We start from the raw sequence: 26,312 nt of genomic DNA, 5'->3' as shown, positions 1-26,312 counted from the left end.
TTAACCCCTAAATTCGATTTGATCAATGATTGCTGTCAGCTTTTCTGGATCATCTTGCGTCAGGACCCCTTCTCTAAAGTCTGGGTCAATCAGCTTTCTGGCAATCAGGCTTAGCAACTTCAAATGTTCGGTGGCCCCTTGTTCCGGAATGGTCAAGCCAAAAGCCACCTTTACTGGCTTTTGATCTAATGCTTGCCACGGAATTGCCTGCTTAAATTTGATTAAGAATAACCCCGGTTTCTTATTGACGCTGCTTTTGCAATGAGGAATGGCGATATGATCTTTAAAGCCGGTGGTTGCTTCCTTTTCACGAGCTTTTAACCCCTCAAAATAGGCTGTTTCATCAGCGACAAAGCCTGCGTTATAAGCAAATTTGGCGAGGCTTTTGAAAGCTTCTTCCTGGGTTGTTGCCGTTTCATCAAATAAAATATGGCTGCGATTAAAAACTTCTTTATTCACTTTTCTACCTACCTATTCATTTTTCGGTTTCAGCGGTTAGCGTTACTTTTCGGGTTCAACAGCGAGTCCTTCCACTGTTTGTTTGCGGGTGAAGCCGATTAACAATGCGGCGGTCAGGATTCCGGCACAGACACATAATATCCAAGTAATAAACGGTAGCGGCTGTTCAATATAGCCAATAAAAGTTCCCAGTGGCGAGCCAATACCGCCGTAAAATTTACACCCTGTCGCAGCTACTAGACCACCGGCAACCGCTGAACCAACCACGTTAGAGAAGATCATTCTGACTGGATCAGCGGCAACAAACGGGATCGCGCCTTCAGTGACGCCGACAATTCCCATCCCAAAAGCAGCACTGGCGGCGATTTTTTCATCCTTGGTGAATTTCTTTTTGAATAAGATGGTGGCCAGCTAAACTCCCAGTGGCGCAACGGAAATTGCTGCTTGGGTCGCGGTTCCAGGAACAAAATTGGCCCCGTTAATCCCATACTTGGTCAACGTATCCGTGAAAATCGCGGTTCCAAAGACCAAAGCCGTTTTATTGATCGGTCCACCTAAATCAAACCCGATCATTGCCCCGCAGATAGCGCCAATCAAAATCGGCGCTCCGGAATAGTTGTTATTGAGATCCGTCAAACCTTTATACATCGCATCCATGCCAACCGCGATCGGGTTTCCGATGACATAAAGAACAATCAACATAATGACCGCGGTGGCGATAAACGGAATGATCATGATTGGCACAATCGGCACCAGCAGTTTTGGCCATTTCACTTTTTTCAAGCCCTTCACCATGTAACCTACAATAAAGGCAACAATGATGGCGCCAATAAAACCGCCGCCCGCCTTCGTATTCAGAAACTCGGGATCATTGACCAAATAAGCGCCAATCATCGCCGGGGCAATCGCTGGTTTGTCAGCAATAGAATTCGCGACAAACCCGGCAAACAACGGAATCATCAACTTAAAGCCGATTTGCCCCACATAGAACAACTTGGCCATCAAGAATCCCATTTGCGTTTTATTGTCAAAGCCCCACTTAACAATTCGGCCTAAATCGTCTCTTTGAAAGGCGTACAGATTAGCAATCGTCAAAAGCAACCCGGCTGCAATCACCATGGGCACCATGTATGAAATGCCGCTCATAATATGCGTGAAAAAGTTGACCTTATCTTTATCGTTACCTACCTGAATCTTGCCAACCTTCGCACCTTTTTTTCCAAAAATTTTGGCTTCTTCAAACGCCTGATTGATCAATGCCTCCGAATCTTCAATCGCTTGGTTTGATTGGGTAACGAAAAGCCGCTTACCGGTAAATCGAATCGGATCAATTTTAATATCCGAGGCGACAATGACCATGTCTGCCTGCTCAATATCTTGCTTCGTCAACACGTTCTCAGCACCGATTGCCCCATTGGTTTCGACTTTGATCTCATAGCCCATTTTCTTCGCCGCTTGCTCCAGTGATTCCGCAGCCATATACGTATGCGCAATCCCCGCTGCACAAGCCGTCACGGCAACAATCTTCTTCTCCATATTGCTGGACCCCTTATCTATTTATTTTCAATATGAAGACTAACGGAATAGCAAGGACAATAAAAGCGTTTTCGCACATTTGGGTACTAGTACCAGTATTCCGAATGTTAGTGATACTTATTTCAAGTGAGATGAACCGCCTGCGCCTATAACGCGTTCACCGGTAACTCGGTTTGGATCGCTTGACTACGCTAAAAATTAAGGCTACCCTAAAAATATTCTTTTGTTGTTAAGCTATCTTCTCTATTCAAATTCTATTCAGAGGTGAATCCAATTAAACAACTACATAAATTTTCAAAGCTATTAGGACCTATCCTAATCGTTTATGGCATTGCACTTGCTTGGTCATTGTCATCACAGCTGATTCCTTTTTTGATGGGTCTGTTCGACATCGACATAGATGAAACCAACATCCCGATGTCTTTGAACCTGCTCTTTTTATACGCTGAAGCTATCGGCATTATCGGCATGGCCATCTATTATCGCAGTGATCGTACATTGCTGCCTTTTTCCCGTAAAAATGCCGTTAGAGACTATGCTTTAGGCTTACTTTTTGGCCTGCTCATGTTCAGCCTCATCTGGGGCATCATCGCATTGCTTGGCGGTTACCATGTGCTGGCGACTTTCCAATGGTCAAACTTGCTGTGGCTGGCACTTTTCTTTTTCGGCTATGCGATTCAATCGATGTTCGAGGAATTGCTTTGTCGGGGATATATAATGGGCTACTGGCTCAAACAAAATCGTGTCGGGCTGGCGGTTTTGTTGAACGCCATCTTTTTCACACTTTTGCATCTTGCCAATCCCGGCTATAATTTTTCCGCTGCCACTGGCTTGTTTTTCTTTGCCATTGCAATGTCACAATTTCGCTTACTGACAGGCAACATCTGGCTGTGCGGTGCTTTTCACGCCATGTGGAATTTTGCAGAAGGTCCCATCTTTGGCACAACCGTTTCCGGGCTGTCCGGTGAAAAGTTCGTCCTCGAGTCCCTCCCGACAACGACATCGCAGTCACTGACTGGCGGCGTTTTTGGACTTGAGGCTAGTGTGGCGTCAAATGTTGTCCATATATTGCTGGTAGTCTTACTGGGGATTATCCTTCTCTTCTGGCAAAAACGACGCACGCATCCGGTTTTATCGGCGAACTAGTACCGTTTAACGGTTATTTTCAATATTTGATTGTTCTGTGAGATTACAGCAACACCCGATCGAAAGGCAGGCTCAAACATGTTATTACACATCGCTTCTATAATTTTCGGTATTGCAACTTCGGCTTTTTTCCTCTATTTTCTCGTAACGAAGCCTGCCAATTTGAAAGGAACCCGCATCTTCCTGTATCTCTATTTGATCACAGGCATACTCTTAGCAATTTCGGCTTGGTATTTCCTGCCAAGTAGCCAGATATATCTTTCTGCTTTCACTTTGGCCTCAATGATAGCCGTTGTTACCTATTATTTCGGCATGAAAAAACACATTGCTAATCCTGACTGATAACAACAAAGGACACATCCGCAGACCAAAACCGGTTGTGTCCTTTGTTGTTATTCGCCTTGGAAAACTTACTAAAGCAATGACGTCCTCGTATAGGCTGCCATCTTTGCCTGAATTTTTGGCATAAGTGTGTGCATAACACGTAAATTAACAAACTGAATGAGAAAAGCTACAGTCACATAGCCCAAAAATTCGCCGAACGTACTCTGACTTCGTTGCCAATAAATCGTTATCAACCAAATCATAACTGGTAGTTCCAAAGTGACAGAAATAACCCCAGGCACGTAACCTTGAAATTCAAAGCACATTCGATAATGCATGAGAAAATGCAGTGTATAAGTCACCATGAAGGCCAGATATAAACGATCACTGTGCAGTACCGAACTGACTAACGATACCCCGATTAAAATGATTAACTCTTCTAAAACCCCCACTGAAAAGGCTTGTCCATTCGTCACGGCACCAAAGAAGGACTTTTTCATTTTCCGGAGCCGCTGATTGTGCTGCCGCTTCCAAATTGGCATCATAATCATTTCTTCAAAATCATGTAAGATGAACAAAATTGGTAACATCCAATAATCAAGTAACATTTTCCAAACTCCTTTCAAAACGTAACATTTGTTACAGTTATAGCGTAGAATATGTTCATGCGATGTAAAAGGATTTTGGAGATAATGGTGACATATTGACGTTTATGTTACTTTTCTTTTGAAGGAAGTCAGTAATTATGAATAAAACTGCTTTAAGATCAAAACAGGCAATCGTTACAGCTTTATTTAATAAGTTAGCCTCGTATCCGTTTAACGAATTGACGATTTCAGAGATCGCGGCAGAAGCAAATGTTTCTCGAAAAACTTTCTATCAACATTTTCCCAGCAAGTTCGCGATTATTCAGTATTACACGCAAAGTACCGTTCAAGCGTATTTGGCCAAAGTTGCTGACCAAAAGATCAAAAACTTTCACGATTTACTGTGCTGCTATTTTTCATTTTGGCAAGAACAGCGGCATGAACTTTTAGTATTGCAAAAGAATAACTTGCTGGGTTTTGTTTTTGAAGCTCAACGGCAGCAGCTACTCCAGATGCTTCCCCAACAAGCGATGCCTTGGCATTCACCAACAAAGGATGAAACGGTCATTGACTTGCTGATTATTGGCGGCGTTTGGAATATTCTTCTTTACTATTTAACGCCAGACCGCCTCATCGATCCTGAAAAGTTAACCCGAATCATCATCAACAGCCTTAAAGATCATCTTGTCTATCTGCGAGATTAAACGATGACTATACAAAAAGGCCAGTGATTTACCACATGTCCCAAAAGTTTTGTTTCAACTTTAAGCGACATAGCAATTGCTCACTGGCTTTTTAATTATTTTTATATTTAGAACGACAACCCTACCAAACAAAATCTTCCATATCCTCAGCATTCAAAATCGTTACTTGCTTCCCAGTTCGCTGAATCAATTTTTCATCAGCTAACCGTTTTAACGTGCGAGAAACCGTTTCTGGGGTTGTGCCGAGATAATCGGCTAGCTGCGTCCATGCCATCGGTACCGTCACTGTGTCTTTTCCAGCGGCAGTGCGCAGATCCAGTAGGTAGTGAGTTAAGCGTATATTGATGGAATCGTTGCCGAGATAGCCCGCTTGCTTTTCCAATGCCTGCATTTTACGGGCGTTTTCTGTGAGTAATTGCAAGCTGATTTGTGGTTGTTGCATGAGTAACTGTTGAAAATCGGCAGCGCTAATGGTGCAAACGGTGGCGGTCGTTAGCGCTTCGGTATAGACATTCGGATTAGCGATATTCAGCAAGCCGGCTTCCCCTTCATAATCACCGGGGCCGTCAACGCGCAGTAATTGCTCTTTACCATTTGTCGCCAATTGATAAGTTTTGAGTTTTCCCTGTGCGACCACTAACAAATGAGCAGCAGTGTTAGGACTGATCAGAACCGTTCCTTTTTGCACCTGATGCTCGTGGGTCAACGCATCAATCGCAGTGCGGGCTTCATCAGTTAGATTTTTAAATAACGGTACGACCGCCGTACAACTATGCGCCATTTTTATCCCCCTTACAGACAGGCTCTCTCGTCAATCGATCGTTTAATGTTGCTCAGTCATCGTCCTCTTCAAGCAAGGTCCGCCCCGCCGTCACCTCACGACCGAGACGCGTTTGCAAGTGCAGGATACTTTGCTCATGCCAGCGCTGCAATTGTAACATATCCGCTGCCAACACTGCCTTGTTCTCTTTATTGGCTAGCGGAATCGCCCGACTGACGAACAGCTGGCAAGTATCCAGATCATTAACCACAGCATCCAGTTTCATATCATTGGTCCAAAAACGAAACGCGGGATCTTCCTGCAACATCGTGTACTCGCTAAACTCCGCGGTTGTCGTGGGAAAATCTTCTCCTTGCGCCGCTAAGTCTGCTACTAACACCGTCAGATGCTGCTGCGCTTGTGTTGCCAATTGCGTTAACAATTCGCGATCCCCGTCACTACTTGGTCCACTCAACGTTTGGGAAAATTGGGCCAGTTTACGTTGCAAGACTGCTAAATTTGCTAGTACATGTCCGCTCATCGCCCCAGCTGTCGGTACATGATGATCATGGTCGGCTTGTTTAGCTGCCGCTGCTTGGTGGGCTTTTACTGTTTCTTCGGCAATAGTGTGCATGCCTGGTGTTATGCTCATGATTTCCTCCTTGAAAATGCGTTTGCCGCGCTAGAAGCCTGGGTGTAAAGGTCTTGGGTGTCATGATTAAAGCCCGGCCCACGCTTAAAACCTCTTGTGCTACGTTTGTTAGGTGTTTCTGCTTACGCTCGTTCTAAAACGCGTTCGCAGTCGCAGCAATCTGCGCGTAAGGACCTTAAGCCTAAATGGCCAAAGACCGGCCATTTAGGCTTAAGGCCGCTTACACTCCGATTGCTAAGCGCTCCTGCTCACGCTCTATGCTTCTTGACTACGAACGTTCACAACGGTGTAGCCCAAGTCCGTGATGGTTTTTTTCAACGCATCGGCATTGGTCACGGCTGGATCAATCTGGGCTTTGACCTTGCTGCTGTTAAATAAGGCTTTGACGGTTTTGACGCCGGCTTGTTGGCTTAGTGCCCCTTCGATTTTCTGTAGGCAACTCGGGCAGGTTAAACCATCTAATTGATAAACTAATTTTGTCATGTTAAAGATCCTTTCGTTTTTATTTATTCTCATTATTAACCGTTTGCGGATGACGTACCTTGATGGCCGTCAAGTTTTGCCATTTTCTTGGTGTGTGTCGTAATCGCAAGGCGTTTGCAATGACCAGCAGGATGGAAATTTCATGGAATAACATCCCGCTAGCCATGTCGACCAATCCGATCAATAGGCCACTTAACAACAACGCCACCGTGCCAATTGCAATGACAAGGTTCTGCTTGATGTTGCGATTCATCCGCTTGGCTAAGTCGAAAAGCACGCCGAGATTTGTGAGACGGCTGTTGGTCAAAATAACGTCTGCCGTGTCAATTGCGACATCCATGCCGGAACCCATTGCAACGCCGACATCTGCTTGTGCCAAGGCCGGGCCGTCATTGATGCCATCGCCGACAAACATAACTTTTTCACCGCGGGCTTGTGCTGCTTTGATCGCTTTCACCTTATCTGCCGGCAGTAAACCACCGCGCGTCTGACTCACCGGTAGTGCCGACATCATGTGTTCAACCGCTGCCTGCGAGTCGCCTGAAAGCACCATTGTCTTCTTGCCACTTGCTTTTAAGGTGCTCAGCATGGTTGGCGTTTCCGTCCGCAACTGATCGCGCAAGCCATAAGCTGCCACGAGTTTGTCGTCAATGGTTACCAAGACCAAGGTTGCACCACTGGCCACGATTTGCTGAATATCAGCCTGCTGGTCAGCAGTTAGCGGCTGGTGCAAAATCTTTTGATTGCCGACACTGATCGCGTGTCCGGCGATTCGGGCGTTCACCCCAACCCCGCGAGTGACTTTGACATCGGTCGGCTTTTGCAAGGCCTTCGTCTGAAGATCAGCAACAAGTGCTTGTCCCAGTGGATGCGCCGTTGCTTTTTCAACCGCTGCTACCATAGCTGCAACCCGTTGCTGATCAGCGGTCCAATACTTAGCCGTTGTCACACGGATCTTGCCTTGTGTCAGCGTGCCGGTTTTATCAAACATCACCGTGTCGATTTGATCCAACTTGGTCGCCACATCGCCGCCTTTGATTAAAATGCCATGTTTGGCACCAAATCCTAGACCGACCACATTGCTAACCGGGGCGCCGATGACCAGTGCGCCGGGGCAACCCAGTACCAAAATCGTAATCGCCAGCCGGACATTTTGGCTAATCAATCCCACCAGCAAAGCGATGACTAATACCAGCGGCGTGTACCAACGGGCAAATTTCTGGATGAAGGTTGCTACAGGCGATTGGGCGTCCTGCGCATCTTCAATTAAATCGATAATCTGCTGATAAACCGTGTTGTAGCCGGTTTTTTCAACTTCAATGTCAACCGTGCCATCGCTCACCTGCGTACCGGAGTATACTGTGGCGCCAACCTGCTTGCGTTTGGCATCCGGTTCGCCGGTGATCGCGGCTTCCACAATGTTTGCCTGGCCGCTAATCACCTGCCCGTCAGCCGGTACCGTTTCGCCAGCCAACACCCGCACTTGATCGCCAACCGCTAACTTCCCCACCGGAATGGTCGTCCCATCCAGCAGCCGGGCCGTTTTCGGTGCTGCGGCAGCCAAGCCTTGGATCGCCGAGCGCGTCTTGGCTAAACTACGCTGTTCCAACCAGTCACCGAACAAAAATAGAAAACTAACAACCGCACTTTCAATCGGCTCGCCAATCATCACCGCGCCCACTAAAGCAATTGTCACCAATAGCTCAATACTAATTTGCTTATAACGCAGCGCTTCCCAGGCATTCACCGCAATCGGCAGGCCGGCAACCAGACTCGCCAACACCAGCAACCATGCCTGACTGAAAATCAATCCCGCCGCAGTCAGAACACCGCCGATCACCATCGCTTCCTGTTTATGTGTTTGAATAAAACGCATCGCTGATCCCTCCATTCGAGACCAGTGTACCGAGAAGCATCTGGTTTTACCTTGACCGGGATCAATTTTGGCGAACTAAGTAGTAATGTTAGTTTTGCCTGATCAAAGCAGTGACATTGATCATGCAGTGAGCCACAACTGATAAAGATCCCATGTGGTGTAGATCTTGTATTAATGCCAAAGAATGTCTAACCTGTGTCCTGTTGTCAAAGGAAACGCAAATAAAGTAATTTTTTTATAGTATCATGTCAAGAATAGGCAGCCGTCGACTTATCAACGCTTGTCTTTCAGCAGTCGACTATTCTATAATAGAATTCATACTCAAGTATTTATCTTATTTTTATATAACTCACTATTTATTGCGTTTCGAATGTTACCAAATCATCTAGCTGATTTCGGAGGATTCTTCATGAAAAAAGACAAAGAAGTTTGGGCAGCACTTTTCCTCGTTATTTTTAATCGTATTGCCTTCAAATTTCTCGAGAACTTTTGGCCAAACAATATGCTATTCGTAGCCATCCTCAAAAGTTTGAGCGTCATGGTTACCTGTGCTTCGATTTACATATTGATCAAGTACCTTTGGAAAAGGTATCAACCGATTAAATCACGATGAATCAGGCCGCCATAAAAGCCGAGATCACAGTTTAGTGATCTCGGTTTTTTTGTTACTCGTCACGTAAGAAGGGAGCATCCATGGCACCTTGATTGCGTTCAATTTTTAACCAATACGCGGTGTGTCTTCCCGGTTGACCTTCGACCCCGGTCTAATGCTATGCTTACACCACCCAAAGGAGATGGCTGCATGAACATTCAAGAATTTGCGGAAGAGACTGGGTTATCAAAGGATACCCTGCGCCTGTACGAGAAGAAACAATTATTAATCCCCGCCCGGACACCAGGCAATTACCGCTGCTACAATCATACGGACGCGGCGACAGCAAAAGTGATCATCAATTTGAAGCGGGCAGGGCTAAGCCTAGTCGAGTGCCAAAAGGTACTTGCCTTGCAGCAGCGGCCAATCACGGCCGATTGTCGCGGCGAGGCGCTTGCCTTTATCCAGACGAAACGAAGGGATGCCGCTGCGCAAGCGCGGTTCTACCAAGGTCTTCTGACCGTACTGGCGTGCATCAGCCAAGAAATCGAAAAACCAACCAATAATCCGCAACAGGTCAACGACTTGATCAATCAAGTGGGTGAGCTGGATGATTAAATCATTAATTGACGGTTTACGGTTCCTGGTCGAAATTGCGACTGTCAGCTTGCTCATTTGGGCGGGTTGGCATTTTCCTTCGTTGGTTGGTCGGTTAATTGGCGGCGTTGCGCTCCCGATTGCGGTGCTGCTCGCCTGGGGGCGCTGGATGGCACCCAGATCGCCATTTCAGCTGGTGGAGTGGCAACGGCTCATCGCAGAAATCGTCCTTTTTGGCGGCACAGCGATGGCTGCTGTTGCAATCGGCCAAACCCGATTGGCACTGGGCTACGGAGCAGTGGTACTCGTCAGCTTGTTGTTGACCCACGGAGTTCGCTAATCAGAGGAACTTTCTCGACTTTCATTTAATCATTTTATAAGCTGTAACTGAAAAGTTATGCAGGCAGCAGGCATTTTTGGCATTTTGGCTTTATTAAAAAACGATTAACTTCATGTGTTATCATAGAAGCAACCAAACAAAGGAGGACGCGTCAGATGCCAGAAGAACAACCAATGGTCCTGTTCAAGGACGTTGAAAAAGTCTATCGAGGCGGGAATGTCGCGGTCGAACATATTAACCTTGAAATCAATAAGGGTGAATTTGTATGTCTTATCGGGACATCCGGTTCCGGGAAGACAACGACCATGCGGATGATCAACCGGATGTTGGAACCCAGCGGCGGTCAAATCCTGTTTAACGGTAAAGACATTCACAAAATCGATGCCGTAAAATTGCGGCGTCAAATCGGTTATGTCATTCAAAATATCGGCCTCATGCCACACATGACCATTTATGAAAACATCACGATCGTTCCTAAATTATTAAAGTGGCCTGAAGAAAAGCGCCGGGAAAAGGCCAAAGAACTGGTTGATCTCGTCGAATTACCCGAAGATTATCTGGATCGTTACCCATCAGAGCTTTCCGGTGGGCAACAACAACGGATCGGGGTTATCCGCGCGCTTGCTGCCAATCAGGATCTGATCTTAATGGACGAACCTTATGGCGCCTTGGACCCGATTACCCGTGAAGCACTGCAGGAATTAATTAAAAATCTGCAGGAAAAGCTCGGTAAGACCGTTGTTTTCGTGACCCACGATATGGACGAAGCGCTCAAACTCGCCACCAAAATTGTTGTCATGGATCACGGTCACATTATCCAAAACGCCACCCCAACCGAACTACTGACCCATCCCGCCAACAAGTTTGTTGAAAACTTAGTCGGTCAGGATCGCCTGGTTCAAGCGCGGGCGGACGTCACCACTGTTGAACAGATCATGTTGAAGAATCCGGCTGCCATCACACCTGGCAAGTCTTTGGCTGAAGCGATTTCCCTCATGCGCAAACGCCGCGTTGATACGCTGCTGGTCACCGATGACGAGGATCACCTCAAAGGCTTCATCGATCTGGAATCATTGGAAACCCGTTACCAAAGCGCCACCAGTGTGAGTGATATCACTAAGTCCAGCATTTTCTATGTGAAAAAAGATGCCCTACTGCGCGACACGGCTGACCGCATTCTTAAGCGCGGATTTAAGTATGTGCCTGTGGTCGACAATGATCAGAAACTGGTCGGCATTGTCACCCGTGCCTCACTTGTTGATGTCGTTTATGACACCATTTGGGGCGACAATGAAGATGATCAAGACAGTGCTGCGGCCAAGAATAACGATCAGTCAGCCGCATCGTCGACGACCACCACTTCGGCAACTGAAGATACCCGAGACGCACCTAAGGAGGTGTGACCATGTTTGCATTTCTAAACGCACATGGCAGTGAACTGATTACCAAAACTTGGGAACAGCTTTACATCTCGGCAATTGCACTTGGACTCGGGGTCATTGTTGCCGTTCCGCTTGGCATTTTACTGACCCGTTTTCCTAAGACGGCTAAAGTCGTGATCGGCCTTGCCAGCATGTTACAGACGGTGCCTTCGTTGGCTTTGCTGGCATTAATGATTCCTTTATTCGGGATTGGGAAAGTACCTGCCATCGTTGCATTGTTCATCTACTCGTTGCTGCCAATTTTGCGTAACACTTACATCGGCATGGAAGATGTTGATCCCGTGTTGATGGACGCTGCTAAGGGAATGGGCATGACCGCCATGCAATCCATTCGCCAAGTCGAAGTGCCGCTAGCCATGCCAGTCATTATGGCAGGAATTCGCTTGTCTGCTATTTATGTCATCGCATGGGCAACCCTGGCATCGTATATCGGTGCTGGCGGACTTGGGGACTTGATCTTTAATGGTCTGAATCTCTTCCAGCCGGATCTCATCATCGGCGGGACCATTCCTGTAACCATTTTGGCACTGATTGTTGATTGGTTGTTAGGGCGGTTGGAATACCACCTGACACCTGTCAGCGAGCGCGCTTAGGAGGTGGCAAGATGAAGACATTCAGAAAACTACTCCTGACCCTATTGCTGATTCCGGTGCTGCTATTAGGCGGTTGCGGCTTCCCTGGCCTTGGCGGTTCCGGTAATGACGGTACCGTCCGAATCGCCTCCCAAACAAGTACCGAGTCACAGATTATGGCGAATATCATTGCCGAATTAATCAACCACGAACTCGGTTACAAGACGACTTTGGTGAACAACCTTGGTTCCGGGACGGTGGTTCACCAAGCGATGATTCGTAATGATGCTGATATCAGTGCGACTCGATACACCGGCACCGATATCACCGGCACATTAGGCATGAACCCTGTCAAAAGTCCTTCCAAAGCGATGACCATCGTCAAGCGTGAATTCAAAAAACGCTATGACCAAACATGGTATCCGTCTTATGGCTTCTCTGACACCTATGCTTTCATGGTTACCCAAGAAGAAGCCAAGAAGGATAACCTCAACAACATTTCCGACTTAAAGAAAGTCGCATCACGTTATAATGCCGGGGTTGACTCTAGCTGGATGAACCGCAAAGGCGACGGCTACAGTGACTTCACCAAAGCATACGGATTTGATTTCAAACGCGTTTATCCAATGCAAATCGGTTTGGTTTACGACGCGGTTGAAGCCAACCGGATGCAGACGGTTCTCGGGTATTCTACGGACGGTCGCATTCGCAGTTACAATTTGAAGATTCTAAAGGATGATAAAAAGTTCTTCCCGCCTTATCAGTGTTCATTAGTGGTTAACAACAGTCTTTTGAAGAAATATCCAAAATTAAAACCGCTGTTACATCGTTTAGACGGCAAGATCAATCTGAAAACCATGCAGGAGTTGAACTATCAAGTCGACGATCAATTACTTGAACCGAATGTGGTCGCTCAGAAGTTTCTGGCTAAACACAATTATTTCAAAGGAAGTGACGACTAATGGCTAACATGGATACTTGGCAGCAATTCTGGTATTACCTTGCCAATAACGGTTCGTACGTGCTCAGTCAGTTTGCTCGCCATTTTCTGATTTCAATTTATGGTGTGCTGATTGCGGCCGTGATCGGGATTCCGGTTGGCTTGGCAATTGCTCGCCACCGCACCTTGAGCAACACGGTAATCGGCATTGCCAACGTAATTCAAACGATTCCTAGTTTGGCAATGTTGTCCATCATCATGCTCGGGCTTGGTCTTGGCGTGAACACCGTCATCGTAACGGTCTTTCTCTACTCCTTGTTGCCGATCATCAAGAACACTTACACCGGAATGCAGAATGTCGACAAGAACCTGATGGATGCCGCCAAAGGAATGGGCATGACCCGCTGGCAATCACTGTACATGGTTGAAATTCCGTTGAGCATGTCAGTCATCATGGCCGGGATTCGTAACGCGCTGGTCGTTGCCATTGGGATTACGGCAATCGGTGCCTTCGTGGGTGCCGGCGGTCTGGGCGATATCATCGTCCGCGGTACCAATGCAACCAATGGCGGTGCGATCATTCTCGCCGGGGCATTGCCAACCGCTTTAATGGCGATTATCTCCGACCTGGCGTTAGGCTTTTTGGAACGGCGCTTGGAACCAAAAGGAAAATCTGCTTCATAATTGAAAACGAGCAAACAGTAAAAAGGCGACTTACCCGAGTCGTCTTTTTTCATGTTCAAAATTTTTTACTGCCCGGCGCGTGATTCATCCATACTTCTTCAACTTTTGGTCCATATTCGCCATGCTTTACGCTTCTGTTAACGAATCACCATGTTTTCGTTTCATTTTCGTTGTGAAAAGACCTCACAAATGCGGCAAATCAATCACATCTCCTTACTAAACTGACTGTTAATCGCTGTTATTAAAGAATGTCAGCCAGTCGAAGGGAGTTTTGCATATGGTCTTTACATTTTTAGCGGTTGCCGCGGGGTTGTTGACTAGCAGCGGATCGGCCGCAACAACCGTCAATCCCACCACCGAGCCAAACCAGCATGTTCAACAGGTTGTCACGTCAGTATCGACTGTTGCGCCACGCCACCTGCCCCGTCTGTTTCACGAAGAGCCAGCCAGCCTACCTGAGCAGAATCTGGAACAAAAGGTCAAAACAAGTCGGCCAAAAACGACTAAATACAGCAAATAACGTTATTGAATTGCGTGATCAACAACTGATCACAGTAGCTACTTAGCACCATCGCCAAGCGTCAGGAAACTTTGCCGAATCAAAACCAAATACAGAAAGCACTTGATCTTTCGTTATTGGATCTTGATTCGGTTTTTCAAGGTAACTGACTTTTGGCTTTTTATATGATTTGTCATGCTCGTCACTTATTCATTTTTAAAAGGTTGTCCATCAGGTGCTGACGGATAAACGCGAACATTAAAACGTTTTTTAATGTAATTGTCCTTTATTTACCCGAATAACTGCGCTAAACTGGTTCCATTCGCTAAAAGAGGAGGCAAAACATGACTTATCCCAGTTTACGTGCACGGATCAAAGTCGAATGGAAGAGTTATCTTGTCGCAGCATTGTTCACCGTCATCGCCGAATATATCGGAACGGTGAAACTCAAGGTCGGTCCCGGCATGATCATTTTATTCCCGGTTTTTTATGCCATTATTCTTGGTATGCTCAGTGGGCCGCAAGTGATGCAGTGGTTTGACAATCGCCATGTTAAAGCTGCTTCCAAATTGGTTATCGTTGGTATTTGCCCGTTTGTCGTGAACCTAGGAATTACTGCCGGCGCAAATATGGACATGATCTTACATGCTGGTCCGGCATTGCTGGTGCACGGCTTCGGTAATCTGCTCGGGATCTTCTTCGGCCTACCACTGGCAATGTTGCTGGGGCTGCACCGTGAGGCAATTGGCGCAACAAGTTCACTGAATCGCGAATATCACCTTGCCTTAATCAATTCGGCTTATGGTTCGGATTCTGATGAAGCAAGCGGCAGTATGGCGATTTACATCGTTGGCGGTATTCTTGGCACGATTTATTTCGGCATGATGGCAACTGCTTTGGGACTGACAGGTTGGTTTGATCCCAAGGCGTTGGGGATGTCGACAGGCGTTGGAGCCGGCATTTTCATGGCCTCTGCCAGTGCCAGCCTTGCGCAACTATTCCCGCATGATGCCAACACCATCACCGCCATGGCTTCAGCTGCCAACACCATCGCCGGCATCACCGGGATTTATATCACCCTGTTTCTAGCCATCCCGCTAACCGACAAGCTCTACAATCTTTTCGATAAAATGTTCGCCAGTCGCCGCGCTAAAACGGCAACCGCTTTGAAAGGACGGATTAAGTAATGCGTTTACGTGAATGGTTATTTCTCCTCAGCGTTTGTGGGGTCGGGACGCTGCTAGCCAACTGGATCGGTTCCGGCGTCAGTATCGCTAAAAGCCTCCCCGGCGTGATCATTTTAATTGCCGTTACCATGGTAGCTGTGGTCTTAGCTAAAATTGTGCCATTCAAGTTGCCGATTATTGCGTACTGTTCCATTTTAGGCCTACTCGTTGCCTCACCATTTTCACCGATTGCTGCGGTTGTGATTAGTTCTACCAAAGTCATTGCGTTTGCCGCGCCGTTTACCGTTGTTGGCTCGTTTGCCGGCATTGCAATTTCGGATAAGCTGGGCACATTTGTCCATCAAGGCTGGAAGTACATCATTGTCGGGGTTGCCGTGATGACCGGAACATTTGTCGGTTCGCTTCTGTGGGATACGCTCACGTTGAAACTGACAGGGGTGATTTAAGTGACGAGCACATTAATTCAGGATACCTTAACCATGACCGCGCCTGGTGAGATCAAGCCGCATCAAGATATTTTAATCCGCGACGATAAAATCGCGCAGGTCAGTGACCATGGGACGATAACCGTCCAAGCAGATGAAACCATTGACGGCTCACACCGGCTGTTTATGCCCGGCTTGATCGATAGTCACTTACATACCGGCCAACAACTCTTACGTGGCCGCGTACTCGACACGAAAGGCATTATCTGGCAAAAAGTCATGCTACCATTTGAAGCCAACATGACGGCAGAAACCATGACGCTTAATGCCCAGTTAGCCGCCCTTGAAATGATCACCAGCGACACCACCGGTTTCGTTGAGTCAGGCAGCTATCACATGGCCGCAGCCGGCACGGTGTATGCGCAAAGTGGTTTACGCGGCGCCCTTGCCTACTCAACGATGGATGATCCGACGTTACCCGCAACTATTAACATGGATGCCAAAACCGCCATCGCCCACACCGACGCCTTGTATGACCAATTCCACGGCCGCAACCTTTTGCAAGTTTATTACTCATTACGCGCCTTAAATAATTGTTCCGATACATTAGTCGATCTGGCCGCCCAGCGCGCCGTAGATCGTCAGACTTTTCTCGAAGCGCATATGAACGAGTATCCCCAGGAAGTCGCGGGTATTTTAGCGCGCTGCGGTGAGCGGCCATATGTCTACCTTGCAAAACGCGGCGCATTAAGCGATCATTTTCTAGGAGCACATAGTCTGTTTCTTGACGACACGGAAAAAATGCTCATCGAAACCCATCATGTCAAGCTCAGTCACAGTCCGTTCAGTAACGCCGGAAAAGGCATCCCTGCCACGCCTGAATTATTACAGGCAGGTGTTTCAATTGGTTTGGGTACCGATGGCGCGGCGCATGGCGGTCTGAGTCTGTGGCAGGAAATGAAAATTTTCCGCGCCGTTATGACGCTGCATTATGGCACCTTGCAACATCAGCCTGCTGTCATGCCTGCCCCGACAATTATGTCCATGGTCTTGGATGGTGGCGCGGCGGCTCTGAATCTATCCGGTCATCTGGGCCGAATCGCACCGGGTTACCAGGCTGATATCATCGGGTTAAACATTGATAGCCCCCACCTTTGGCCAACCGGCAACTGGAATAACACGTTGCTTGAAAGTGTCAATGCTAATGATGTCGCGGATTCGATGGTTGCCGGTAAATGGCTGATGCGGAACCGAGAAGTGTTAACATTAGACGTAGAAGGGATTAAAGCTGCGTGTGCGCGGCGTTACCCAACATTATGGCAATCATCATCATCGCAATTGGCAACATCTTAATCGGCGGCCTCGTCGGTATGACTGGCGTGGCTGGTTTTTTACTCCCCATTCTATACACCGCAGGACTCGGCTATAGCACTACGGAAGGTCTGGCCTTCAGTTTCCTGGCTTTCATTATTTCCGGCTGGTTGGGCTCGCGTCATTATCAACATGAAGGGCTCATGGATCGCCGGGTCGCTTATCTACTCAGCGGCGGCAGCTTTGTCGGGGCAATTATTGGCGTACGCCTTAATCTATTACTGCCGACCAGCTGGGTACAATTCTTACTTTATCTGGTCGTCCTGCTATCCGGCATTGCTATTTTGATCCAACAACGCCACCCGCCAAAACCCGGCGTCAATCATTTGAATCAACCGATTTTGCTCGTCATCCTAGGCGTTGTCACCGGATTGATTTGTGCCCTTTCCGGAGCAGGCGGCCCGGTACTGGTCATGCCGCTACTCGTTTTACTCGGCTGCGAACCGCATGCAGCAGTTGGCATCGCCTTGCTAAACTCGGTCTTCATCAGCTTACCGGCCGCAGTCGGCTACCTCAGCCAAGTCCAATTCATGACCACCTTACCGCTACTAGCAATTATCATCGTCACACACGGTATTGGTGTCATCGTAGGCAGTCGCATCGGCCCGAAAATCGATGGGCGCCTATTGAAAAACGGCACCGCGATTTTTTCAATTATTCTCGGCTGTATTAAATTGTGGCCGTAAGAAATATAGTCTCGAATAAAGCGTTGTTTTTTCAACGCTTTTTTTGTATGGGCGCAAACTGACCTCTGCGCCATTAAACGAGTTTTTAGTTTGATATCAATAACGCACCACGCCAGTATTAATTATTTTTTGAATATGCACTTGACATGAATATTCTCAAAAACTAATATATGTGAATGAACGTTCATTCCTAAAGGAGAAAATATCATGACAGCCATTCCATTACCAAGTCCGATTATCGCGCAGGCGGTGAAGCTCTTCGCTGAGCGTGGATACGCCGAAACCAATCTGCCCTCGATTGCCAAAGCAGCAAAAGTCGCGGTAGGCACTATTTATCGGCATTTTAAAAGCAAAGAAGATATTCTTAATACCGCCTTTACCGATATTATGAACTTCTTCCACGACTCCCTGGCAACCGCGGCAAACTGCCAACCGGATGATCCGGAGACCACTTTCAGTCGCTTATTCGATGCGGCGACCGCGTCCATGGAGCAATATCCGACAGAATTGCATTTTATTCAACAAAATGTTTTCAACGAGGCACTTAACGCTGAGAGTCGTGCTGCGCGTGGCCGGGTGATTACGCTCATCAATAACATGTTGCTGGAAGGCCAGGAGCGCGGCGTGATTGTCAAAGCCGACGTTCGGACGCAGCTGGCGATTTTGTACGGCAGCATTGTCAGCATGATCGACATCGTCTGGGCCCAACAGCAACTTGAAGGTCATGTCTCGAATCAGAAACCATTAGCCGCGGACTTGAAAAATCAAGTCTGGAATGGCCTCACAAGTGAAAGAAGGGTGTTTAATTGAAAAAGCTTCACGACCGCCATATCCCCTCACTTATCTTCTGGCTTGTCGTGATTTTGGTGGCACTTTTAACCATGCCCGACGTATCCGGCATTGTTCGCGATAAAGGCGCCTTATCACTTCCTAAAACCGAAGAAAGCCAAGTTGCCGCGACAATTGAGAAAAAAGCCAACCATAATCAAAAGGTGCGCTCATTTGCCCTTGTCTTCAGTAACGGCGACGACAAGCTTTCGACAACGCAAAAACGCGCGATCAATCAAACTTTAGCCAAACTCAAAGACTCCAAAGCCGTTAAAATCATCAACGTCACCAAGTCATCCGATAATGCCGAAACCAAAAAGCAGCTTGATGCCAAGGATGGCACGACCCAAATGGCATTGGTTGACGTTAAAGCGAAAGGCCAGGTTGGTCCGCAGACGCGCGATCTCGAACGACAAATCAAAACCAGCCATGTGAAAACCTACGTGACCGGCAGCGATGTCCTTAATGATGATTTTGCAAGCGTGACCGAAAAAGGCATTCAAAAAACCGAGATTATCGCGGCCATCTTCATTTTCATTGTGTTAATCATCGTTTTCCGTTCGCCAATTGTTCCGTTAGTGTCATTACTAACTGTGGCGATTTCTTTCTTAACATCACTAAACATCATCATGACCTTGGCAGACAAAGTTAACTTTCCGATTTCCAACTTCACCCAAGTCTTTCTCGTTGTGGTTTTGTTCGGGATCGGGACAGATTACAATATTCTGCTATACGATGACTTCAAAGCAGCGCTGTCGCAAGGTATTCCCAAGACCAAAGCAGCAAGAATCGCCCGTCGTTTTGGGGGGCGAACGATTCTATATTCCGGGCTGTCGGTTCTGATCGGGTTCTCCGTGCTCGGCCTCGCCAACTTCAAGTTCTATCGGTCCGCAGTTGGGGTTGCGATCGGCGTGCTCATTCTTTTGACCGTTTTGCTAACCTTAAACATGTTCTTCATGGCAACCATGGGCGAAAAACTATTCTGGCCCAGCAAGAACCTCAACGGCCACAGCACAAGCAAACTTTGGCATGGCCTTTCCAAGCTTGCCATCGCGCGGCCGCTCATCACACTGGGCGTCATCGGCATTGTCGCCATTCCGTTTCTGTTGAACGTCAACCAGACGCTGAACTTTAACAACGCTGATGAATTACCGGAAACCCTCCAATCCAAAGTCGGCTACCGCTTGATTCAGGATCATTATTCAAAAGGCATGGCTTCACCGACAACCATCTATATCCAAAGCAAGCAGGCACTGAACACCCAAACCACTTTGGGCACCATTGACGACCTAACCAACTACCTGCAAAAAGAAAAAGGCGTCAAAACCGTTGCTTCAGTGACCCAGCCCGGCGGTAGTAAGATTAAATCGTTGTATCTAAACGATCAGCTGAAAACCATCACTGCCGGCTTAACTCAAAGTGTTAAAGGCTTGAAGCAAGTCCAGGCTGGTCTCAACGATGCCAATACCCAAATCAAAAATGCCAATGTTGCCGGAAGTACCCAACAGGTTCAGACACTGGCAAACGGTACCACAACGTTGTCTTCCGGTGCTTCCAGTCTCAACAGCGGGATAAGCCAGTACACGTCAGGGGTAACATCCCTAAACAGCGGCCTTAGTCAATTGAATGATCAAATGCCGGCACTCAGCTCAGGTGTCAACACCTTGAGTACCGGTTCGACGCAACTAGCTAAAGGTATGAGCACCTTAAATAGCAATAGCACGGTGCTTGCTAACGGCATGAGTCAACTTAGCAGCAAATCCGGTGAATTAACCACTGGTATGGCAACTCTCAATGATCAGCTTCAAGGCGTAGCAGGGATTGCCAAAGATATCATTGCTAAAATCAATGGTCTAACCAGCGCCGATCAGTTAACCCAGCCGATTTTAAATGAAATCAATCAATTTTCTACCGATGTTCAAAAACTAAATGACGGCACTGCTGCGATGGGTAACGGGCTCAAACAGCTAAACGCAGGTACAACTGCGCTAAACAGCGGCATTGGTACCCTCACGAACGGCACTCAACAACTAAACAGTGGGATTAACTCATTGAACAGCCAAGTACCATCCTTGGTTTCCGGGGTCAACCAGCTCAGTTCCGGATCCGCTCAGCTCGCCGCACAAAACGGCACCCTCACGAATGGTGCCGCGCAAATTGCCAGTGGTGCTGATCAAGTCAACACCGGCGTCCAAACGCTGAATACGAAAGTCAAAGCGATCTCGCAACAAGTAACCGCCATGCAAAGTGGCCTTACTTCCGCCGATCAAGCCCTTGGCACGATTGCAGACGGCAGTATCAGTATGAAACAATATCTGACCGAACTGCAGCATTCATACTTGGGGAAGAAGTTCTACATCCCTAATGAAACTTTGAAAAGTAAAACCTTTAAACCAGCCTTATCGACTTACATGTCAGACAACAATAAAATCACCAAATTAACGGTTGTGTTAAAAGGCGATCCAAGTACCGATGCTGCCGCCCAACAAATTAGAGCGATCAAAACCGATCTGACGGCCAAACTGAAGCATACACCGCTTGATGACGCCACTATTGCCATTGGCGGTCAAACTTCACAAACAGCGGATCTTCAAGACCTGGCAAATGGTGACTTTGAACGAACCGCCGCCATCATGATCATCGGCATCGGCATTGCGCTGATCGTCGTGACGCGTTCGTTAATTCAACCTATCAGCATCATTTCAACGTTACTAATGGCGTATGTCACCTCACTGGGCCTGACTAAGCTATTCTCAACCTATGTGCTTGGCCGGGATATGCTAACCTGGAACACACCATTCTTCACCTTCATCATGCTTGTCGCGTTAGGGGTAGATTACAGTATCTTCCTCATGGTTCGCTACCGTGACAATGCCTTGGAAGGTGGCACGATGACACAACGCATCACCAAAGCCGCCAGTGTCATTGGCGCAGTCGTCATCTCGGCAGCGATCATCTTAAGCGGTACGTTCGCGGCGATGATTCCATCTGGCATTACCACTTTGATTCAGGTTGCGCTGGCTGTCATCATTGGTCTCATCCTGCTCGTCTTCCTACTTCCGCTGGTTATGTCCAGTGTGATCAGTATGACTGACAGGCAAATGAAGCAAAACAATCATCCTGAGGGTCCCGGACCGCATGCTGATCCTTCACTAAAAACACCTGCCCCAACTACGCCTAAACAAGCAGCTAAGCCCACTCGCTCAGGAATGCATTCTCGCGCGTGAACCAGTGCATTTTGTCAGCTATAACATTTGCAAATAAAACTGATGGTCCTTATCGCCAGCAGCAACAAAAACACCTGTCGTTTCATCAATGCGACAGGTGTTTTTTTCGTCCCTGAAAACAGGCGGGCACCGATTACCCTATTTTGGAACAAGTCAACTCATAACATGCAACAGGCAATGTGTTGCTCGGTCTTACTTCACAAATTGCTGGATAACTGTTGTTTCATGAAAATAAAAGAAGATCCCGGAAACGAGCACACTCGCCAAAATACGAATGACCCATTGCAACTTGGAGACTCGCTCAGGCAAAAATTCATTCTTCTCAATGCGCCAATCGATGTCCAGTTCAAACATCAAAAACACAATAACGCCCATGTTAAAAGCGTACACAGTACCATATAAGTCCCGCAAATCCATTGCATAAAACACCGCGGATACAATGAATCCAAGCGGGACTGCTATCAAAATTGCATGGGCTAGGCAATATAGATGATACGGGATGCCCAATTCTTCATCTTTTCGAAATCCATTGCGAACAAATTTCCGGAAACGCTCTTTTTCTGTCATGATTCACATACCGCCTTCCAAGTTTGTTTTCTCCAATATAACCTGAAAGGCTCAATAGTATGTGGTTAAAAAATAAACGTATGGTTTTTGCCGATTAACGTTGTTTTTTGGGCATTTTTGGAACACTTATCATAGAAAGTTCAACGTGAATGTCGTACAAACTCCCAAAATTCCGTAGGCTGACCAATCAATAAATGGTTAACTAAATCGAGATAACCACCGCTGTTAGCCTAATTTTCACTTTTTTCAGTGAAAATTTGCTTTTGAAAATCGTTTAGTGACTGAACAACAGCAACGTCCAGCCCCTTTTTTAAAGAGTAACTTAAGAATACCATCGCGATTGCCAAATATAGTTCAATCAAGTAAGCAACTGGAAAAGCCGTCACAGCGCCTTTGGAAAGCTCATAGTCGATATAGCGAGCGAATTTCGCATGGAAAATCTTCTGAAATGATGCACTTAGATCACTTTCGGGTGTGTGTACACGTAGTAAGTCACTAATAGGTTTGGCGTTGGTGGATAAATATTTGGCGATCAAGACTAACGTATCCGCAATGTTTGTCTGATGAATTCTGCGTTGTAGATAAGCTGCTAGTGCCGAAGAAAACGCATGATTAACCTTGCTAAGAAGCGCGTATTTATCCATATAATGACGATAAAAAGTTGTTCGACTGATTTTTGCTTCAGAACAGATCTTATTTATTGTGATTGTTTCAAAAGGCTCAGCAGCCAGTACTTTAAAAAAAGCCTGCTGGATGGTTTGATCCGTTTCCTGAAATTTACTCATCAAGATCACCTTCTTTTTTAGCGTGACCTTTTTTGGCCCAACTTTCAAGTTAAAGTAACATTCCTGCCCATTTTGATACTTCTTTTTCTTAATATAGGCCACTAGACTAAGGGCATTAATACTTGGAAACATAATAAGTTTATTTATTAAGGAGATCGTTCAGATGTCAAAAAAGAAAACAATCTGTTTCTATGCTATGACCGCGATTTTGTTTGCCTTGATTTTTATAGTCGCAGTTTTCTTGAGGGTCAAGACTTTTGAATATATCATCCTGCTTATCCTGATTGCCGGTTTAATTTATCTGAAACAATCACAACGAATAGTACGGCTTTGGCAAATCTCTTTAATCTCCATCGGTTTGTTCTTCATTGCCTGTCTAACAACCGCTTTGACTCGGCCAAATCTAAAGGTTTCATTGTCTGGCAATCTTATTAATAACGCTTTTCAGATGATTAATCGCCACTATGAGTCACAACATGGCGAGTCGTTTATCATTAAAAAAATGGAGACACCATCTAATTACCACTTCCAGGATTGGCAACCACCTAAGACCTATCGAAATCAAGAAGTTCATCTCAAGCATGCACGTGCTTACTTACTTTCAAAAAAGCAGCCCGATGCATCAAAAAAAGTCGTTTATCAAATTCACGGTGGTGGTTATCTAAGCGGCTTTAGTAACACTTATAACCAAGCCGCTCTGCGTTACTCACAATCGGATCATCACGCGACTGTTTTTTCATTAGATTATCGCACTGCGCCAAAGTATCGGTTCCCTGCAGCATTGAACGATGCCATTGACGGCTATCGTTGGTTGCTGCAGCACGGCTATCAGCCTCAAAACATTATAATTGCTGGTGACTCTTCAGGTGCCGGTCTTTCACTTGCATTAACCCTATACCTCCGTGATCATAAGCTTGCATTACCTCGAGCACTCGTTTTGGCCTCGCCTTGGACTGATTTAACCGCAAGTGGCAGCTCGTATCATACGAAAGTTACCAGCGATCCTTTATTTGGTTCATCGACAATCAAGACTGCTCCTAAATATCCGGTTCCCATTACTTACGCCGGTTCACACAATTTGAAAGACCCTTATTTATCACCTGCTTTTGGGAACTTTAAGGGCCTGCCTCCCATGCTCATCCAAACGGGTAGTCATGAGCTGCTACTGAGTGACAGTACGACAGTCGTCAAAAAAGCGCGCGCTGCTCATGTTCAGGTTAAGTTTGTCGAATTTAGTGGTATGTACCATATTTTCTATATTTCCACCCCACAAATTCCAGAGGCTCAACGTGCTTGGCAAAACATTACTTCCTTTATGGCTAAGCATTCATGACCGTTACGCTGTATAACCAGAAAACGTATCAAACGCTAAAAAAGCGCAAATAAACCCTGCCACCTACAATCCAACTACAGTATGTTCAAAATAAGGCTATTGATGGCCTCAGTTTAATCGTCCACATTTCAGTTTACGTTGGGGGCAATGATATGTATCTTTCAGACAAAACCCACTTCAGCAAACTGCTTTCATTCACCGTGCTTCTCCTCATTTTGGCCCTATGAAACCGCTTGCGTTTGCGCGGATTTTTGGAATCTGCTATCGTCGTCAGTGACCTGATGCTGCATCAGGTTAATTGATAGAAACGAAGGCAACCTTATGACGAATTCACCTGTTTCACACCGTACGCAATTAGCCATTTTATCTGCCGGCTTGCTGACTTTTGTCGGTATTCTGGTGGAAACTTCTATGAACGTCACTTTTCCAACCTTGATCAAAACTCTCCATGTATCGTTATCAACCGTTCAGTGGCTGACCTCGGGCTATCTTCTGATGGTAACGCTGGTCATGAGTACCACCGCTTTTTTATTGCGGCGCTTCAACACACGCTTATTATTCCGGGCAGCCATTTGCTGTGCGCTTGCGGGGACGCTGCTGTGTATCTGGGCACCGAATTTTCCGATTCTGTTTGCTGGTCGGCTGCTGCAGGCACTTGCTACCGGGGTTTCCACGCCGTTAATGTTCCACCTTATCCTGACCACGATTCCTCAAGCACATCTTGGCATTTATGTCGGCATGGCCAGCGTGGTCACCTCGCTGGCACCGGCTTTGGGCCCGACATATGGCGGTTTGCTAACTTACTACGCGTCATGGCGGATGATTTTCTGGCTTGTCGTGCCCATCATCTTACTTGTCTGGTTCATGGGTGAAGCAACGATTCGGGTCAAAGCACATCCAACTGCGGATCGTTTTGATTTCCTCGGATTCCTCTTGCTGGCGCTGGGGCTCTTTTCACTGATCGAAGTGCTGGATCAGTTTACGGCTGCCGGCGTGACCGGTGCCTTTTGGGCTTATGTCGTCGCGCTTATAATTGCCATCATCGGGATGGGTCGCCACTTAAAACACACCCATTCGCCATTGCTTAATTTTTCGCTATTCAAAAATGCTGGCATTCGTGCCCGTGCGATTAACTTCTTCATCCTGCAATTCAGCAACATCGGTATTGCATTTGTCATCCCGATCTTTGCCGAAAACGTCTTGCATACCAACGCTTCAGTGGCTGGCTTATTACTATTGCCTGGCTCACTGATCGGGGCTGCGGTTTCACCGATTGGCGGTGCGCTTTACGATCGTTTTGGCGCCCGCCGCTTGCTACTCACCAGTAATGCCGCAATGTTTGTCGGTGCCGTTTTACTTGGCAGCTTCACTCACCAGTTGAGCATTCCCTTAATTGTCGGTTTTTATATCATCTTCCGAATGGGCTTCAATCTGGGCTTTGGCAACACCATGTCCGACGCCAGCACCATGGTATCCGGCCCGGCTAAAGCAGACATTAACACTTTGTTCAACACCATTCAGCAATACGCCGGATCACTGGGAACGGCCAGCTTGTCAGCCATCATCACGTTTCAAAATCGCCTATCACCATCTGGCGCCGATGCAACCGGCAGTCAAATTGACTTCATTCTGCTCGCGGTACTCGCCTTGTTAACGTTTATGGTTCAATGGCGATTACACGCTTCAAAATGATGTCACCCGAATGTTTGG

At 46.9% G+C, this 26,312-nt stretch carries 26 protein-coding genes and 1 pseudogene; 18 read left to right on the top strand and 9 right to left on the bottom strand.

The window, feature by feature from the left end; translation table 11 throughout:
• Both ACWP87_RS04150 and ACWP87_RS04145 read right to left on the bottom strand, forming a co-directional pair.
• Complete coding sequence (locus tag ACWP87_RS04150) at window positions 1-459, bottom strand: PTS sugar transporter subunit IIA (protein ID WP_014568932.1); 459 nt, start codon at window positions 457-459, stop codon at window positions 1-3.
• 42 nt (window positions 460-501) lie between these two features.
• Window positions 502-1,995 (bottom strand): annotated as a pseudogene (locus ACWP87_RS04145) (PTS fructose transporter subunit IIC).
• A 264-nt stretch (window positions 1,996-2,259) separates the two neighbouring features.
• Between ACWP87_RS04145 and ACWP87_RS04140 the strand changes: the two are divergent.
• A complete protein-coding gene (locus ACWP87_RS04140) occupies window positions 2,260-3,141 on the top strand; it encodes a CPBP family intramembrane glutamic endopeptidase (protein WP_014568929.1) in 882 nt (293 codons plus the stop codon).
• Between the two features lie 78 nt (window positions 3,142-3,219).
• Window positions 3,220-3,483 (top strand): hypothetical protein, encoded by a 264-nt coding sequence (locus ACWP87_RS04135; RefSeq protein ID WP_014568928.1) that lies wholly within the window; start codon window positions 3,220-3,222, stop codon window positions 3,481-3,483.
• 71 nt (window positions 3,484-3,554) lie between these two features.
• Here the strand turns inward: ACWP87_RS04135 and ACWP87_RS04130 are convergent, their stop codons facing one another.
• On the bottom strand, window positions 3,555-4,073 hold the full coding sequence (locus ACWP87_RS04130; RefSeq protein WP_014568927.1) for an HXXEE domain-containing protein: 519 nt from the start codon (window positions 4,071-4,073) through the stop codon (window positions 3,555-3,557).
• A 137-nt stretch (window positions 4,074-4,210) separates the two neighbouring features.
• Between ACWP87_RS04130 and ACWP87_RS04125 the strand changes: the two genes are divergently transcribed.
• Window positions 4,211-4,756, top strand: a complete 546-nt coding sequence (locus tag ACWP87_RS04125; protein ID WP_014568926.1) for a TetR/AcrR family transcriptional regulator — start codon at window positions 4,211-4,213, stop codon at window positions 4,754-4,756.
• Window positions 4,757-4,877: 121 nt separating this feature from the next.
• On the opposite strand, the gene ACWP87_RS04120 is transcribed toward ACWP87_RS04125, so the two are convergent.
• From ACWP87_RS04120 to ACWP87_RS04105, 4 genes are all read right to left on the bottom strand, one after another.
• Complete coding sequence (locus ACWP87_RS04120; protein WP_014568925.1) at window positions 4,878-5,537, bottom strand: Crp/Fnr family transcriptional regulator; 660 nt, start codon at window positions 5,535-5,537, stop codon at window positions 4,878-4,880.
• A gap of 52 nt (window positions 5,538-5,589) precedes the next feature.
• Window positions 5,590-6,168 carry a ferritin family protein gene (locus ACWP87_RS04115; protein WP_014568924.1) on the bottom strand — a complete coding sequence of 193 codons (579 nt, stop codon included), beginning with the start codon at window positions 6,166-6,168 and terminating at the stop codon, window positions 5,590-5,592.
• 255 nt (window positions 6,169-6,423) lie between these two features.
• A complete protein-coding gene (locus ACWP87_RS04110; RefSeq protein WP_005687385.1) occupies window positions 6,424-6,651 on the bottom strand; it encodes a heavy-metal-associated domain-containing protein in 228 nt (75 codons plus the stop codon).
• Between the two features lie 19 nt (window positions 6,652-6,670).
• Complete coding sequence (locus ACWP87_RS04105; protein WP_014568923.1) at window positions 6,671-8,527, bottom strand: heavy metal translocating P-type ATPase; 1,857 nt, start codon at window positions 8,525-8,527, stop codon at window positions 6,671-6,673.
• A gap of 802 nt (window positions 8,528-9,329) precedes the next feature.
• Between ACWP87_RS04105 and ACWP87_RS04100 the strand changes: the two genes are divergently transcribed.
• The 13 genes from ACWP87_RS04100 (at window position 9,330) to ACWP87_RS04040 (ending at window position 21,917) form a co-directional block, all read left to right on the top strand.
• On the top strand, window positions 9,330-9,737 hold the full coding sequence (locus ACWP87_RS04100) for a MerR family transcriptional regulator (protein WP_014568921.1): 408 nt from the start codon (window positions 9,330-9,332) through the stop codon (window positions 9,735-9,737).
• Window positions 9,730-10,056 carry a YrdB family protein gene (locus ACWP87_RS04095; protein ID WP_005716418.1) on the top strand — a complete coding sequence of 109 codons (327 nt, stop codon included), beginning with the start codon at window positions 9,730-9,732 and terminating at the stop codon, window positions 10,054-10,056. Before ACWP87_RS04100 ends, ACWP87_RS04095 begins: the two co-directional genes overlap by 8 nt.
• Before the next feature lie 155 nt (window positions 10,057-10,211).
• Window positions 10,212-11,459: a betaine/proline/choline family ABC transporter ATP-binding protein gene (locus ACWP87_RS04090; protein WP_005687389.1), complete on the top strand. Its 1,248-nt coding sequence runs from the start codon at window positions 10,212-10,214 to the stop codon at window positions 11,457-11,459.
• Window positions 11,460-11,461: 2 nt separating this feature from the next.
• A complete protein-coding gene (locus tag ACWP87_RS04085) occupies window positions 11,462-12,091 on the top strand; it encodes an ABC transporter permease (RefSeq protein WP_005687392.1) in 630 nt (209 codons plus the stop codon).
• Window positions 12,092-12,102: 11 nt separating this feature from the next.
• Window positions 12,103-13,032, top strand: a complete 930-nt coding sequence (locus ACWP87_RS04080) for an osmoprotectant ABC transporter substrate-binding protein (RefSeq protein WP_014568920.1) — start codon at window positions 12,103-12,105, stop codon at window positions 13,030-13,032.
• Window positions 13,032-13,694: an ABC transporter permease gene (locus ACWP87_RS04075; RefSeq protein WP_005687395.1), complete on the top strand. Its 663-nt coding sequence runs from the start codon at window positions 13,032-13,034 to the stop codon at window positions 13,692-13,694. The genes ACWP87_RS04080 and ACWP87_RS04075 overlap by 1 nt, the downstream gene beginning before the upstream one ends.
• A 277-nt stretch (window positions 13,695-13,971) precedes the next feature.
• A complete protein-coding gene (locus tag ACWP87_RS04070) occupies window positions 13,972-14,214 on the top strand; it encodes a hypothetical protein (protein WP_005710840.1) in 243 nt (80 codons plus the stop codon).
• Window positions 14,215-14,537: 323 nt separating this feature from the next.
• Window positions 14,538-15,380, top strand: coding sequence for a DUF3100 domain-containing protein (locus tag ACWP87_RS04065; RefSeq protein WP_014568919.1), 843 nt, complete (start codon window positions 14,538-14,540; stop codon window positions 15,378-15,380).
• A complete protein-coding gene (locus tag ACWP87_RS04060) occupies window positions 15,380-15,826 on the top strand; it encodes a hypothetical protein (RefSeq protein ID WP_005687398.1) in 447 nt (148 codons plus the stop codon). The genes ACWP87_RS04065 and ACWP87_RS04060 overlap by 1 nt, the downstream gene beginning before the upstream one ends.
• Window positions 15,827-17,158: an amidohydrolase family protein gene (locus ACWP87_RS04055; protein WP_014568918.1), complete on the top strand. Its 1,332-nt coding sequence runs from the start codon at window positions 15,827-15,829 to the stop codon at window positions 17,156-17,158.
• Window positions 17,122-17,862, top strand: a complete 741-nt coding sequence (locus ACWP87_RS04050) for a sulfite exporter TauE/SafE family protein (protein ID WP_029943758.1) — start codon at window positions 17,122-17,124, stop codon at window positions 17,860-17,862. Before ACWP87_RS04055 ends, ACWP87_RS04050 begins: the two co-directional genes overlap by 37 nt.
• Window positions 17,863-18,069: 207 nt before the next feature.
• Complete coding sequence (locus ACWP87_RS04045; protein WP_005704947.1) at window positions 18,070-18,672, top strand: TetR/AcrR family transcriptional regulator; 603 nt, start codon at window positions 18,070-18,072, stop codon at window positions 18,670-18,672.
• Window positions 18,669-21,917 (top strand): MMPL family transporter, encoded by a 3,249-nt coding sequence (locus tag ACWP87_RS04040; protein ID WP_014568916.1) that lies wholly within the window; start codon window positions 18,669-18,671, stop codon window positions 21,915-21,917. The genes ACWP87_RS04045 and ACWP87_RS04040 overlap by 4 nt, the downstream gene beginning before the upstream one ends.
• Before the next feature lie 192 nt (window positions 21,918-22,109).
• On the opposite strand, the gene ACWP87_RS04035 is transcribed toward ACWP87_RS04040, so the two are convergent.
• Window positions 22,110-22,484 carry a hypothetical protein gene (locus tag ACWP87_RS04035; RefSeq protein WP_014568915.1) on the bottom strand — a complete coding sequence of 125 codons (375 nt, stop codon included), beginning with the start codon at window positions 22,482-22,484 and terminating at the stop codon, window positions 22,110-22,112.
• A gap of 230 nt (window positions 22,485-22,714) precedes the next feature.
• On the bottom strand, window positions 22,715-23,401 hold the full coding sequence (locus ACWP87_RS04030; RefSeq protein ID WP_014568914.1) for a TetR/AcrR family transcriptional regulator: 687 nt from the start codon (window positions 23,399-23,401) through the stop codon (window positions 22,715-22,717).
• Between the two features lie 31 nt (window positions 23,402-23,432).
• Here ACWP87_RS04030 and ACWP87_RS04025 point away from each other — a divergent pair, with 31 nt between their 5' ends.
• Window positions 23,433-24,602, top strand: coding sequence for an alpha/beta hydrolase (locus ACWP87_RS04025; protein WP_005687573.1), 1,170 nt, complete (start codon window positions 23,433-23,435; stop codon window positions 24,600-24,602).
• Window positions 24,603-24,923: 321 nt separating this feature from the next.
• Entirely contained in the window at window positions 24,924-26,294 is a 1,371-nt protein-coding gene (locus tag ACWP87_RS04020; RefSeq protein ID WP_014568913.1) for an MFS transporter, read from the top strand.
• The last annotated feature ends 18 nt before the right edge of the window (window positions 26,295-26,312 follow it).

The sequence above is a fragment of the Lacticaseibacillus sp. 22 genome, assembly GCF_055413445.1.
This window is presented reverse-complemented; position numbering and strand designations above follow the sequence as displayed.